The sequence below is a fragment of the Blastococcus sp. OS1-29 genome (genome assembly GCF_057628075.1).
This window is the reverse complement of sequence record NZ_JBXXJK010000002.1, coordinates 88,100-100,471: the sequence shown is the minus strand read 5'-3', so window position 1 is coordinate 100,471 and position 12,372 is coordinate 88,100. Positions and strand designations below refer to the sequence as shown.

Annotated in this window: 14 protein-coding genes; 6 read left to right on the top strand and 8 right to left on the bottom strand. The window is 72.3% G+C overall.

Features of this window, described 5'->3' with window-relative positions; genetic code table 11:
- Positions 1 to 134: 134 nt before the first annotated feature.
- Positions 135 to 989, top strand: coding sequence for a PaaX family transcriptional regulator (locus AC2H4J_RS05280; protein WP_487463795.1), 855 nt, complete (start codon positions 135 to 137; stop codon positions 987 to 989).
- Positions 990 to 1,043: 54 nt separating this feature from the next.
- Here AC2H4J_RS05280 and AC2H4J_RS05275 read toward each other — a convergent pair whose 3' ends face one another.
- Positions 1,044 to 1,472 carry a MarR family winged helix-turn-helix transcriptional regulator gene (locus AC2H4J_RS05275; protein ID WP_487463794.1) on the bottom strand — a complete coding sequence of 143 codons (429 nt, stop codon included), beginning with the start codon at positions 1,470 to 1,472 and terminating at the stop codon, positions 1,044 to 1,046.
- 90 nt (positions 1,473 to 1,562) lie between these two features.
- Between AC2H4J_RS05275 and AC2H4J_RS05270 the strand changes: the two genes are divergently transcribed.
- From AC2H4J_RS05270 to AC2H4J_RS05255, 4 genes are read left to right on the top strand one after another with little or no spacing between them, the layout of a single operon-like run.
- On the top strand, positions 1,563 to 2,471 hold the full coding sequence (locus tag AC2H4J_RS05270) for an SDR family NAD(P)-dependent oxidoreductase (RefSeq protein WP_487463793.1): 909 nt from the start codon (positions 1,563 to 1,565) through the stop codon (positions 2,469 to 2,471).
- On the top strand, positions 2,468 to 3,343 hold the full coding sequence (locus AC2H4J_RS05265) for an amidohydrolase family protein (RefSeq protein ID WP_487463792.1): 876 nt from the start codon (positions 2,468 to 2,470) through the stop codon (positions 3,341 to 3,343). Before AC2H4J_RS05270 ends, AC2H4J_RS05265 begins: the two co-directional genes overlap by 4 nt.
- Entirely contained in the window at positions 3,340 to 4,887 is a 1,548-nt protein-coding gene (locus AC2H4J_RS05260) for an acyl-CoA synthetase (protein ID WP_487463791.1), read from the top strand. Before AC2H4J_RS05265 ends, AC2H4J_RS05260 begins: the two co-directional genes overlap by 4 nt.
- Positions 4,884 to 5,342 (top strand): MaoC family dehydratase, encoded by a 459-nt coding sequence (locus tag AC2H4J_RS05255; protein ID WP_487463790.1) that lies wholly within the window; start codon positions 4,884 to 4,886, stop codon positions 5,340 to 5,342. Before AC2H4J_RS05260 ends, AC2H4J_RS05255 begins: the two co-directional genes overlap by 4 nt.
- 64 nt (positions 5,343 to 5,406) lie before the next feature.
- Here AC2H4J_RS05255 and purU read toward each other — a convergent pair whose 3' ends face one another.
- Positions 5,407 to 6,279, bottom strand: a complete 873-nt coding sequence (gene purU, locus AC2H4J_RS05250; RefSeq protein WP_487463789.1) for a formyltetrahydrofolate deformylase — start codon at positions 6,277 to 6,279, stop codon at positions 5,407 to 5,409.
- A gap of 258 nt (positions 6,280 to 6,537) precedes the next feature.
- Here purU and AC2H4J_RS05245 point away from each other — a divergent pair, with 258 nt between their 5' ends.
- Complete coding sequence (locus tag AC2H4J_RS05245) at positions 6,538 to 7,167, top strand: antibiotic biosynthesis monooxygenase (protein WP_487463788.1); 630 nt, start codon at positions 6,538 to 6,540, stop codon at positions 7,165 to 7,167.
- A gap of 10 nt (positions 7,168 to 7,177) precedes the next feature.
- Here AC2H4J_RS05245 and AC2H4J_RS05240 read toward each other — a convergent pair whose 3' ends face one another.
- Genes AC2H4J_RS05240 through AC2H4J_RS05215 form a run of 6 tightly spaced genes read right to left on the bottom strand, consistent with a single transcriptional unit; the run spans position 7,178 to position 12,365 of the window.
- On the bottom strand, positions 7,178 to 8,188 hold the full coding sequence (locus AC2H4J_RS05240) for an amidohydrolase family protein (protein WP_487463787.1): 1,011 nt from the start codon (positions 8,186 to 8,188) through the stop codon (positions 7,178 to 7,180).
- Entirely contained in the window at positions 8,185 to 8,970 is a 786-nt protein-coding gene (locus tag AC2H4J_RS05235) for an NAD(P)-dependent oxidoreductase (protein WP_487463786.1), read from the bottom strand. Before AC2H4J_RS05235 ends, AC2H4J_RS05240 begins: the two co-directional genes overlap by 4 nt.
- On the bottom strand, positions 8,967 to 9,917 hold the full coding sequence (locus tag AC2H4J_RS05230; RefSeq protein WP_487463785.1) for a VOC family protein: 951 nt from the start codon (positions 9,915 to 9,917) through the stop codon (positions 8,967 to 8,969). Before AC2H4J_RS05230 ends, AC2H4J_RS05235 begins: the two co-directional genes overlap by 4 nt.
- A 26-nt stretch (positions 9,918 to 9,943) precedes the next feature.
- On the bottom strand, positions 9,944 to 11,023 hold the full coding sequence (locus AC2H4J_RS05225) for a 4-oxalomesaconate tautomerase (protein ID WP_487463784.1): 1,080 nt from the start codon (positions 11,021 to 11,023) through the stop codon (positions 9,944 to 9,946).
- Positions 11,020 to 11,721 (bottom strand): 4-carboxy-4-hydroxy-2-oxoadipate aldolase/oxaloacetate decarboxylase, encoded by a 702-nt coding sequence (locus tag AC2H4J_RS05220; protein WP_487463783.1) that lies wholly within the window; start codon positions 11,719 to 11,721, stop codon positions 11,020 to 11,022. The genes AC2H4J_RS05225 and AC2H4J_RS05220 overlap by 4 nt, the downstream gene beginning before the upstream one ends.
- On the bottom strand, positions 11,718 to 12,365 hold the full coding sequence (locus tag AC2H4J_RS05215) for a GntR family transcriptional regulator (protein WP_487463782.1): 648 nt from the start codon (positions 12,363 to 12,365) through the stop codon (positions 11,718 to 11,720). The genes AC2H4J_RS05220 and AC2H4J_RS05215 overlap by 4 nt, the downstream gene beginning before the upstream one ends.
- Positions 12,366 to 12,372: the final 7 nt, after the last annotated feature.

The following is a 12,372-nucleotide window of genomic DNA, read 5'->3' as shown; positions in this document are numbered from 1 at the left end:
GACGGAGTGATACGCCGTGGTCCAGGTCACGCAAAAGCTAGAGACGTTGTAGACGCACGTCAAGTAAGTGTCTAACTTTGTGGCCGCCGAACGTGACCATGGTGGGATCACCGGCGACGCCGGGAGGCAACGGGATGAGCGCAGCGGAGGCCGTCGAGACCGACGGCGGCGAACGCCCCGCCACCGCGGGCACGCACCGCCCGCAGTCGCTGCTGCTGAGCTTCTTCGGGGCGCTCGTGGTCGACTTCGGTCTGCCACCGATGCCGTCGATGGTCCTGCTGGACCTCCTGGCCGACCTCGGGGTCACCGAGGCCGCCGCCCGAGCGACGCTCAAGCGGCTGACGCAGCGCGGCCTGCTCTCGCGCGGCCAGGTGGGCCGGACCGCGGAGTACGCGCTGACCCCGCTCGCCGAAGACGTGATCCGTCAGGCCCGCGAGCGCGTGGCGTCACCGGCCCCGTTCGAGCACCCCGACGGCGAATGGACGCTGCTCAGCTACTCGGTCCCCGAGAGCCGCCGGGATCTTCGGCACCGGGTCCGGGCGCGGCTCACCTGGGCAGGCTTCGGTGGCCTGCGCGACGGACTGTGGATCGCCCCGGGAACCGTCGACGTCGTCGGCGTCCTCGGACGATCGGACCTCGCGGACGCAGCCGGTCTGGCCGACGCCTTCGCGGCCAGGCCGCTGCCCGGGACCGACGTGGACCGGCTGCTGCACCGGGCCTGGGACATTCCCGCCGTCCGCGAGGCGCACGACTGGTTCATCGCCGCCTGGAGCCGGCCGCCGCGCGTGAACGGCTCATTGGCCCAGCTGACCCTCGTCGGCGCCGACTGGCTGCGCCTGCTGCGCACCGACCCAGGGCTTCCTGCCGCGCAGCTGGGTCCGGACTGGCCGGCCGCGACCAGCAGCGCCCTGTACCGGCGGATCTTCGACGGCCTCGAGCCGGCCGCCCGGGCCGCACTCCAACGCAGCCTGCGGGCCAGCGGCCGCTGAGGTCCTCCGCGGCAGCGTTCCCTCGGCCGGCCGACCCTTCGGCCGGCCGACCCCTCAGCCGGCCGCGGTCCAGATGCGGTGCAGCATGTCGCGCAGCCGGTCCCGCTCCGCACTGCCCAGCAGGTGGAGCGGCGTCTCGACGGCGGCGTCGGCGGCCTTGCCCGCCGCCGCCCGCACCCGGCGACCCTCCGCGGTGGCCACCACCAGCCGCGTGCGCCGATCTGCCTCCGGGGCCTGCCGCTCGACCAGCCCGGCGGCGGCGAGCTCGTCGACGAGCAGCACCACCTGCGAGGGGTCGAGCCCGAGCACCGTGGCCAGCTCGCGCTGACTGAGCCCGTCGGCCGCCTCGCAGGCCAGCACCAGGACCGAGTACTGCCGCACCCGCAAGCCGTGCTCGGCGAGCGCCGCGTTCGTGGCCCGGACGACCTGCCCGCTGGCGCGCGAGAGCAGGAAGCCGAGGTCGTCGGCCAGGGGCTGACCCATTGCGCACCTCCATCGTTGACAACCTCCACGATACCGTCCTACGTTCCACAGACCACCCCTGCATCACCCCTGCATCGATGAGGAGCACTCGTGGACCTGACCGGCAAGGTCGCCGTCGTCACCGGATCGGGCAGGGGCCTCGGCCTCGCCTACGCCAGGGAGCTGGCCCGCCGCGGCGCCGCCGTCGTCATCAACGACGTCGACCGCGCCGTCGCCGACGAGGCCGTCGCGGCGATCACCGCCGACGGGGGCACCGCCGTCGCCGAGGTCGTGCCGGTCGGCACGAGCGAGGCGGCACAGGCGCTGGTCGACCGCGCCGTCGCCGAGTTCGGCCGGCTGGACATCCTCGTGAACAACGCCGGCATCCTGCGCGACACGACGGTGTGGAAGATGAGCGACGACGACTTCGACGCCGTCCTCACCACCCACCTGCGCGGCACCTTCACCTGCACCCGCGCCGCCGCCGTGCGCATGCGCGAGCAGGGCGAGGGCGGCCGGATCATCTGCGTGGGCTCCCCCACCGGACAGGTCGGCAACTTCGGCCAGACCAACTACGCCGCGGCCAAGGCCGGGATCGTCGGCATGGTGCGCACGTGGGCGATGGAGCTGGCCCGCGCCGAGATCACCGTCAACGCGATCGTCCCCGTGGCGGCCACAGCGATGACCGAGACGGTGCCCTTCCTCAAGCCGTACGTCGACGCGCTGAAGGCCGGCGAACCGCTCCCTCCGTTCGCCCGCCAGCAACTGGGCTTCGGCAGCCCCGAGGACGCCGCGGGTGTCGTCGCCTTCCTCGCCTCGGACGAGGCCGCCGGGATCACCGGCCAGGCCGTGGGCATCGGCGGTGACCGCCTGGCACTCTGGTCGCACCCGTCCGAGGTCGTCGTCGAGTTCGCCGACGGCACGGGCTGGTCGGCCGACGCGATCGCCGACGTGTGGCCGAAGCAGTTCGCCGCCGCCCAGCAGACCGTGGGCCAACAGTTCCCGGAGCCCCCCAAGTGACCCTCAACCTGAACCTCGACAACCTGATCGCGATCGACGTGCACACCCACGTGCACGCCGACACGCACGGCCACATGGCCCTGGACGACGAGCTGTCCGCCGCCGCGTCGAAGTACTTCAAGGGCGACCCCTACGACCCGACGGTGCCCGACATCGCCGCGGACTACCGGGCCAAGAACATGGCCGCGGTCGTCTTCAGCGTCGACACGGAGATGGCGACCGGGCAGCCGGCGCTGTCCAACGAGGAGATCGCCGACCTCGCCGCCGAGCACCCCGACGTGCTCATCCCGTTCGGCTCGATCGATCCCGCCCGCGGGCGGTCCGGCATCCGGCTGGCCCGCAAGCTGGTGGAGTCCCACGGCGTCCGCGGGTTCAAGTTCCACCCGTCGATCCAGGCCTTCGAGCCCAACGACCCGAAGGTCTACCCGCTGTACGAGGAGCTGCAGAGCCTCGGTGTCCCGGCGCTGTTCCACACCGGCCAGACCGGCATCGGCGCCGGCCTGCCCGGTGGGCGCGGTATCAAGCTGCGCTACTCCGACCCGATGCTGCTCGACGACGTCGCCGCCGACTTCCCGGGCCTCACGATCATCATGGCCCACCCCTCGGTGCCGTGGCAGGACGCGGCGATCTCGGTCGCCACCCACAAGGCCAACGCCTACATCGACCTGTCCGGGTGGTCGCCCAAGTACTTCCCGCCGCAGCTGGTCAAGGCGGCGAACGGGCTGCTGAAGCACAAGGTGCTGTTCGGCTCGGACTACCCGCTGCTGCGCCCCGAGCGCTGGATCGCCGACTTCGAGCAGCTCGACATCAAGCCCGAGGTGAAGCCGCTGATCATGAAGGAGAACGCGATACGGGCCCTGGGCCTCCGGTGAGGAACGCGGGCCTGGGCAGCTGGCCGGAGCGCCGGCTGCACATCTCGCCGCACCGGCCGGCGATCTGGTTCGAGGGCACGACGACGACCCATGGCGAGTTCGCCGTCCGCGTGCGGCGGGCGGCGACCGCCCTGGACGCCCTCGGGGTCCGGCGCGGCGACCGGGTCGCCTGGTTCGGGGCCAACCACCCCACCGCGCTGGAGATGCTCTACGCCTGCGGCCAGCTCGGTGCGATCTGGGTCCCGGTCAATGCGCGGCTCACCGCGCCCGAGGCGAGGTACGTCCTCGAGCACTCGGGCGCGAGCCTCGTGGTGCACGGCCGGGAGCACGGGACGACGGCCGATGCGCTCCGCACCGAGCTGCCCGCCGTCCGGCACTGGGTCGCCGCCGAGCCCCCGCTGGCGGGCGGCGCGGACTCCCTGGACTGGCAGCAGCTGCTCGCCGACGCCGACCCGGTGCACCGCGACGAGCCGATCTCCGACGACGACCCCTGCCTGATCATGTACACGTCGGGCACCACGGGCCGGCCGAAGGGTGCGGTGCTCACCCACGGCAACATGACGTGGTCGTGCATCAACCAGGCGTTCGGCCTGGACTTCACCCCCGAGGAGCGCACGCTCGGGCTGGCGCCGCTGTTCCACATCGGCGGACTGAACGGCACGGTGAACCCGACCCTGATGCGCGGCGGGTCCGTCGTCCTCGTGCGCGGCTTCGACCCGCCCGCGACGCTGGCGGTCATCTCAGAGCAGCGGGTGACGTCGTTCTTCGCCGTTCCGACGATGCTGGACGCGCTGAGCCGGCAGCCGGACTTCGACACCATCGACCTGTCGGCGCTGCGGACCATCGGCGCCGCCGGCGCGCCGCTCCCCCTCCCGCTGCTGCGCACCTGGCTCGACCGCGGGATCACCGTGCAGCAGGCCTACGGCATGACCGAGTCGGCACCCGCCGGCACGATGCTCGACAGCGCCGACGCGGTCGCCAAGGTCGGGTCGGCCGGGAAGGCGCAGTTCTTCGTCGACGTCCGGGTGGTGCGGCCCGACGGCACCGAGTGCGCTCCGCACGAGGTCGGCGAGGTGGTCCTCTCGGGGCCGAACATCATGGCGGGCTACTGGAACGACCCGGAGGCCACCGCGGCGGCGATCGTCGACGGCTGGTACCACTCCGGGGATGCGGGATCGACGGACGAGGACGGCTACCTGTACATCCGCGACCGGTACAAGGACATGATCATCTCCGGCGGGGAGAACGTGTACCCCGCCGAGGTGGAGTCGGCCCTGCTCGAGCTGCCCGAGGTGGTCGAGGCCGCCGTGATCGGCGTCCCCGACGCGACGTGGGGAGAGATCGGCCTGGCCGTGCTCGTCGCCGCCCCCGGCGCGAACCGCGACCCGGAGCAGATCCGCACGGCCCTGCGCGAGCGGCTCGCCGGGTTCAAGGTGCCCCGCCTGATCGAGTTCGCCGACGAGCTGCCCAAGACCGCAACCGGCAAGATCCGGAAGCCAGACCTGCGCGACCGGTACGTCCCCATGGAGGAGAACCCCGCATGAGCACCACCACCACGACCATCGCCGAGCTGCCATCCCTCAAGGGGCAGGAGCTCGGCACCAGCGACTGGATCGAGGTCACCCAGGAGCGGGTCAACACGTTCGCCGACGCCACCGGTGACCACCAGTGGATCCACGTCGACGTCGAGCGCGCCAAGGCCGAGAGCCCCTTCGGCGGGCCGATCGCGCACGGCTACCTGACGCTGTCGCTGATGGTGCCGCTGGTGTCGCAGACCTACACGATCAGCGACGCGAAGATGGGCGTGAACTACGGCCTGAACAAGGTGCGCTTCCCCGCCCCGGTGCCGGTGGGCTCGAAGGTGCGGGCCCGCGTGACGCTCAAGGACGTGGAGGAGGTGGCCGGCGGGCTGCAGAACACCTTCGCCGTCACCATCGAGCGCGAGGGCGGCGACAAGCCGGTCTGCATCGCCGAGTGGGTCACCCGCGCCTACTCCTGAGCCGCCCGCCTGATCCGCCGCACCCGGCCCCCCGGGCATCCGCCGGGGGGCCGGGTCGCCCCGCTCACTCGAAGACGACGGTGCGGCTCCCGTGGATGACGATGCGGTTCTCCGTGTGCCAGCGGACCGCGTGGGCCAGGGCCCGCGTCTCCGCCTCGCGGCCACGGGCGGCCAGCTGCTCCGGGCTGAGGTGATGGTCGACGCGGAGCATCTCCTGCTCGATGATCGGGCCCTCGTCCAGGTCCCCGGTCACGTAGTGCGCGGTCGCGCCGATGAACTTCACACCGCGGGCGTGCGCCTGGTGGTAGGGCCGGGCGCCCTTGAAGCTCGGCAGCATCGAGTGGTGGATGTTGATCGCCCGGCCCTCGAGGGCGGTGCAGAGCTCGTTGGACAGGATCTGCATGTACCGGGCCAGCACCACCAACTGCACCCGCTCCGTGCGCACGATGTCCAGCAGCGCGGCCTCCGCCTGCGGCTTCGTCTCGCGGGTCACCGGGATGTGGTGGAACGGGACGCCGTAGAAGTCCGCCGTGGACTTCAGATCGGGGTGGTTGGACACGACCGCGACCACGTCGAGGTTGAGCTCGCCGATCGATTTGCGGAACAGCAGGTCGTTGAGGCAGTGCGCGTACTGGCTGACCATGATGACCACCCGCTGACGCTCGGCGGCGTCGGCCATGTGCCAGCTCATGTCGAACCGCGCGGCGGTCGACTCGAAGGCCTCGCACAGCCGGCCGAAGTCCAGCGGCGACCCGTCGGCGCGCGCGAACTCGACCCGCATGTAGAACATGCCGCTGGTCAGGCTGTCGAACTGGTGGCTCTCCACGATCGTGCAGCCCTCGTCCAGGAGCACGCCGGACACGGCGTGCACGATGCCGGGAGCATCCTGGCAGGACAGCACGAGGACGCCGTGCTGAGCGTCGGCGGGCCGCGTCATGACACCTCCATGATCAAGTGCGGGCAGGATCGGATGCGGGACCTGCGTCCAGTGGACACGGGAGGGACGGTACCGACCGGACCGCGTCCGGCCATGCCGCAGATGACCCCTCGTGGCCCCGAGCGGGTCGCACCCGGGCCGCGACAATCGACGTAGGTCCCCACCGCCATCGGCGGATTGCCCCGGCCGGGACGGGCGGGCAGCCTGGGCGCAGCCGCGTCGCCCGCCGGTGACGCCGACCCCGAGCACGGAGGACTGATGGCCGGCATGCACGCCCGATCGACCACGATCCACGGAGACCCGGCAGCGGTGGACGCCGGCATCGCCTTCGTCCGCGACGAGGTCATGCCGACGGTCCGGTCGATGGACGGTTGCGTCGGTCTCTCCATGCTCGCCGAGCGGGGCTCGGGCCACTGCATCGTCACGACGTCCTGGCGGGACGAGGCCGCGCTGCGGTCCAGCGAGGACGGCGTGCGGTCGGCCGCCGAACGGACCATCGCGATCCTCGGTGGACGTCCCGAGCTGCAGGAGTGGGAGATCGCCGCGATGCACCGCGTGCACGAGGCCCACCACGGGGCCGCCGCCCGCGTCACCTGGCTGCGCACCGACCCCGGCTCGGTCCATCGCGCGGTCGACGCCGTGCGGCTCTCGCTCATGCCGAAGCTCGACGACCTGGCCGGCTTCTGCAGCGTCAGCGCGATGGTCCGCCGCGAGGACGGCCTGACCGTGGCTGCCGTCTCCTACGACACCCGGGCCGACCTCGAGCGCGCGAACGAGGGCGCGCGCGAGTTCCGGGAGGAGTTCGCACCCACCCTCGGGGTCGAGATCGTCGACACCGCGGTGTTCGACGTCGCGATCGCCCACCTGCGGGTGCCCGAGACGATCTGACCCCCGGCGGTCAGCCCGCGAGCGCGGCCGCGAGCCGGGGATAGACGCGCCGGACGTTGCCCTCGAACACGGCCGAGCGCGCCTCGGCGTCCAGAGCGGATGCCTCGATGTACCGGCGGGTGTCGTCGTAGTAGTGGCCGGTGCGCTCGTCGATGCCGCGGACCGCCCCCACCATCTCCGAACCGAACAGGATGTTCGGGGTGTCGATCACGTCGAGGAGCAGGTCGATCCCGGGCTGGTGGTAGACGCAGGTGTCGAAGAAGACGTTGCCCATCACGTTGGACTCGACCGGCGGCTGCTTCAGCATGTCGGCCAGCCCTCGGTAGCGGCCCCAGTGGTAGGGCACCGCTCCCCCGCCGTGCGGGATGACCAGGCGCAGGCCCGGCAGGTCGCCGAACAGGTTGCCCTGCACCAGTTGCATGAACGCGGTCGTGTCGGCGTTGATGTAGTACGCGCCCGTCCCGTGGAAGACGGGTGTGGCCGACGCCGACACGTGCACCATCGCGGGCACGTCCAGCTCGATCGCCGCCTCGTAGAGGGGGTACCAGCTGCGGTCGGTCAGCGGCGGTTCGGTCCAGAAACCGCCGCTCGGGTCCGGGTTGAGGTTGCAGCCGACGAACCCGAGCTCCTCCACGCACCGGCGCAGCTCGGCGACCGACGCCCGCAGGTCCGCCCCGGGGAACTGGGGCAGCTGGGCCACCGGCACGAACCGGCCCGGGTAGAGGGTGGCCACCCGGTGGACGAGGTCGTTGCACCGGCGCGACCACTCGAGGCTCACCGCCGGGTCGCCGACGTGCGGCGCCATGGCCGACGCGCGCGGTGAGAACAGCGTGACGTCGATGCCGCGCTCGTCCATCAGCCGCAGCTGGCTGGTCTCGATCGTCTCGCGGATCTCGTCGTCGCTGATCGAGGGGTAGGCCGGCGCCGTCGTGCCCGCCTCCCAGGCCGCCACCTGCTGCTCGCGCCACGCGGTGTGCGCGGCAGGGGCAGTGGTGTAGTGGCCGTGACAGTCGATGATCACGCCGTCGTCCTCTCCGGTGCGTCGCGCAGTTCCACGAGCAGGTCGCGGGCCGCGGGTGCGATGCGGGCGGTCACGCCGAGCTCCTCGAGCTGATCGGTGGCGGCCGCCATCTCGTCGGCCCGCCGCCGGGCGTGCGCATGCGTGCCGTCGACCAGCCGGTCGACGGTGCGCGCGTCGAAGCTCTCGAGTTCGGCGGCGATGTTGCCGCGCAGCCAGTCCGCGCAACCGGCCGCCTCCGCGCCGCGCAGCGCCTCCACGACAGCGGCGGCGAGACCCTTGTAGAACACGCTGCGCAGCAGCTTGCGGGAGATCGCCGTCCCCACCGGGCCCGGCTGCACGCCGACGTCGGCGCCCAGGTCACCGAGGAGCTGGGCGTAGCGCCCGGCCGCCTCCCCGGACGCCAGCATCGGCGTCCGGAGGCCCTTGCCCGGCACCGGGGACATCAGCGCCACGTCGACCACCTCGACGTCGCGTCCGGCCACCCGGTCGGCGAGCGACTGCTTCAACCCGGGGCTGGCGGTGTTGAGGTCGGCCCAGAGCGTGCCGGCCGGGAGGGCCGGCAGCGCGTTCTCCAGCGCCGTCATGGCGTCGTGCGAGCTGTTCAGGCTCAGGACGACGTCGGCATCGGCCACCGCCTCGCCCTCGCTGCCGCGCGCCTGCACCCCGTCGACGACGATGCCCTTCGGGTCGTACCCGCGGACGTCGGCCCCGGCGGCGACCAGGTCGCGCGCGATCTCCGAACCCGCCTCGCCGAGCCCGAGGACGGCGATCCGGGTGCTCACTCCCCCACCGGCGGCGTGCCGTGCGTGTGGAAGGTCGAGATGGTCTGCAGACCCCAGGCCTGGCCCTTGGCGCGCTCCGCCTCGGACCAGTCGATCGGCTGCCAGTCGGGGGCGAACACCAGACGCGCCCCGGGGTTGTCCAGCTCGATCCGGTTGCCGGCCGGCTCCCAGACGTAGAGGAAGAAGCTCTGCTGGATCGTGTGCTTGTGCGGCCCGGTCTCGATGTGGATGCCCTGTTCGAGCGCGAGGTCGGCGGCCCGGATGATGTCGTCGCGGCTGTCCACGGCGAACGCCAGGTGGTGCAGCCGGCCGGCCGTGCCGGTCTTGTCCTTGGTCCAGACCGCGGTGTAGCCCTGGTTGGTGAACGTCGTCCAGGTGCCCGCGATCTCCCCGCTGTCGAGCACGATCTGCTCGGTGGTCATCGCACCGAGGGTGTCGACGAAGAAGTCGCGGTTCTCCTGAGGGTTCACCCCGAGGTAGTTGATGTGGTCGATCCGCCGGACGCTCACCCCGCGGCCGGGGTAGGCCTGCGCCTGGTTCTTCAGCGCCGGCACCAGGTCACCGGTGGGCCGGTACCACTCGGTCTCGTAGTAGACGCCCATCTCGTGCCCGTCGGGGTCGGTGAACACGTAGACCGGGCCGTAACCGGGGTCGCCGTCCTCCCAGCCGCGGCCGAGGCCGGTGGCCTCGATCGCGGCCACCCGTCGCTGCAGCGCCTCGGGGGTGCTGCTGCGGAAGTTGGTCCGCCCCACGCCGGGCTGCGCGGCGGCAGTGAGCTTGATCGTCGTGTTCTCGTAGTCGTCCCACGCCCGCAGGAAGACCGAGTCGCCGGCCGAGCCGGTCTCGGTCATGCCGAGGTAGCGGACGAAGAAGTCCAGGCTCTCCTCGGGCTTGTGCGTGAGCAGCTCGACGTGGGCGAGGTGCGCGATGTCGTGCAGCGGGGGCATTCAGAGGTCCAATCCGTGGGGGCGGCTCAAGCTCGGGGAAAGGCAAGTCCGTCGAACAACTTCCGGGCGGTGCGGACGACGCCCGAGCGGACCACGCGCGGCGGGTCGACGGAGCCGTCGACGACGACGTCGACCAGCAGATGGCCCGTCGGGTGCTCGACGTCGACCTGCGAGGTGTCCCGCGGCCAGTCCGCGGTCAGGTCGTGGCCGACGGCGCCGGGCAGGAGCATGCCGGTGACCACGCTGACCGCGCCCAGGACGCCGATCGACGTGTGCGGCTGCACCGGGATGAACGAACGCGTGCCGACCTGACCGCCGTCACGCGGCGCGGACAGGAGCACGGTCTTCGGCACCGACGCCGAGGACACGTCCCCCATGCCCATGAGCTCGGCGGCCTTGCGGCGGAACGCGTCGACCCGGTCCAGCAGCCCGGCGTCGGCGGCCAGCTCCTCGTGGGATTCGTGGCCGGTGAGCCCGAACGACTCGGCGAGCGCGAGCACCACCGGCATCCCGTTGTCGACGCAGGTCACCTCGATGCCCTCGACGGTGTCCCGGACGTGCCCGGTCGGCAGCAGCGCGCCGGTCGCCGACCCCTCGGTGTCCGCGAAGTCGAGGACGACGGGCGCCGCGGTCCCCGGGACCCCGGCGATCGCGACGTCGCCGCGGTACTCCACGCGCCCGCCCGGCGTCGGGAACGTGGCGACGGCGACGCTGTCGGAGTTCACCATGCGGATGCGCACGCTGGTCTCCCCGTCGGCCGCGGGCACCAGCCCGCGCTCCACCGCGAACGGTCCGACCCCGGCGAGGATGTTGCCGCAGTTCTGCCGGTCGCTGACGGTGGCCCGGTCGACACCCAGCTGCAGGAACAGGTAGTCGACGTCGATGTCGGGGTCGTCGGACGGCGACACCACGGCCACCTTGCTGGTCAGCGTCGTCGCGCCGCCCAGCCCGTCGATCTGCCGGGGGTCCGGCGTGCCCATGAGCCGCAGCAGCAGGTCGTCGCGCGCGGCCGGGTCGGCCGGCAGGTCACCCGCCTCGAAGTACAGCCCGCGCGACGTGCCGCCGCGCAGCATGGTGGCGCGGACGCCCGTCTCGTCGTAGGTCACCGTTCCTCCGCCCACTTCTCGTAGGGGACGTACTCGATGCCGAAGTCGGGCAGCTTGTCGCGCAGGCCGTAGCGGTCCAGCCCGAGCTCGCCCTGGCCGAAGGCCGCGCGGCTGGCGGTCTCCTTGTCGATGCGGGCCTGCGCCGCGGTGAGCGCCCGGGGCACGTCGGCGCGCGGCACCACCATGACGCCGTCATCATCGGCCACCACGACGTCGCCGGGGTGGATCGTCTGCCCGCCGAGCACGACGGGCACGTTGACCGCGCCGGCCGTCGCCTTCACCGAACCCTGCGCGCTCACGGCGCGCGACCAGGCCGGGAAGCCCATCTCGTGCAGCTCCGCCACGTCGCGCACCCCGCAGCCGAGCACCACGCCGCGGACCCCCCGGTGGGCCAGGGCGGTCGCGAACAGCTCGCCGAACAGGCCGTCAGTGGACGGGGAGTTCGTCGCGACCACGAGCACGTCACCGGGCCGGCACTGCTCCACCGCGACGTGGATCATCAGGTTGTCCCCGGGCCAGCACAGCGCGGTGACGGCCGTGCCGCCGATCCGGGCACCGGGCCAGGCGGGTCGCAACTCCGGGCCCAGGTAGCCGCTGCGGCCCAGGGCCTCGTGCACGGTGGCGACGCCGAAACCGCCGAGGGCCTCGGCATCGGCTGCGTCGGCGCGGGGCGGATCGGTGACGACGACGGTCCTCATGCGGGTCCTCCGGGGGTGGGTTCGGTCAGCGCGGCGATGACGCTGCGGAAGTGACTGACGACGGCGGCCTCGGCCCTGTCCGGATCGCGCGTGGCGACCGCCTCGACCAGCGCGGTGAGTTCGCCCAGGCTGACCTGCGCCCGCCCCGGGCGCAGCGACAGCTGGAACTGGTGGCGCACCAGCTGGGCCTGCAGACGATCAACCAGACCCGCCGCCACGGGCTGGTCGGCGATCTCCCGAACCAGTTCGTGCAGCCGCTGGATGAGCGCCGAGTACTTCGGCAGATCGCCGGCCTCGAGCGCGCTCCGCAGGGTGTCGAGATGGGCGCGGAGGCGGTCGGCGTCCGCGGTCGTGACGCGCTCGGCTGCCTTGCGGGCGAGCAGGCCCTCCAGCGCCATCCGGGCCTCGGTGATCGCCACCGCTTCGTCCGGGGAGATCACGCGGACCCGCGCGCCGCGGTTGGGGATCCGCTCGACCAGCCCGTCGGCGTCCAGCGCCTCGATGGCCAGCCGGACGTTTCCGCGACTGACGCCCAGCATCGTCACGAGGTCGGCCTCGACGAGCCGGGCACCGGGGAGGAGGTCGCCGTCGGCAATCGCTGCCCGCAGGGCATGCTCCGCCACGAGACGCCCCGGTCCACTCACGTGCCAC

Excerpts from the sequence above, each read along its gene's own strand:
- AC2H4J_RS05280 (WP_487463795.1), top strand. The coding sequence starts at position 135 with ATGAGCGCAGCGGAGGCCGTCGAGACCGACGGCGGCGAACGCCCCGCC.
- AC2H4J_RS05275 (WP_487463794.1), bottom strand. The coding sequence starts at position 1,472 with ATGGGTCAGCCCCTGGCCGACGACCTCGGCTTCCTGCTCTCGCGCGCC.
- AC2H4J_RS05255 (WP_487463790.1), top strand. The coding sequence starts at position 4,884 with ATGAGCACCACCACCACGACCATCGCCGAGCTGCCATCCCTCAAGGGG.
- purU (WP_487463789.1), bottom strand. The coding sequence starts at position 6,279 with ATGACGCGGCCCGCCGACGCTCAGCACGGCGTCCTCGTGCTGTCCTGC.
- AC2H4J_RS05245 (WP_487463788.1), top strand. The coding sequence starts at position 6,538 with ATGGCCGGCATGCACGCCCGATCGACCACGATCCACGGAGACCCGGCA.
- AC2H4J_RS05230 (WP_487463785.1), bottom strand. The coding sequence starts at position 9,917 with ATGCCCCCGCTGCACGACATCGCGCACCTCGCCCACGTCGAGCTGCTC.
- AC2H4J_RS05220 (WP_487463783.1), bottom strand. The coding sequence starts at position 11,721 with ATGAGGACCGTCGTCGTCACCGATCCGCCCCGCGCCGACGCAGCCGAT.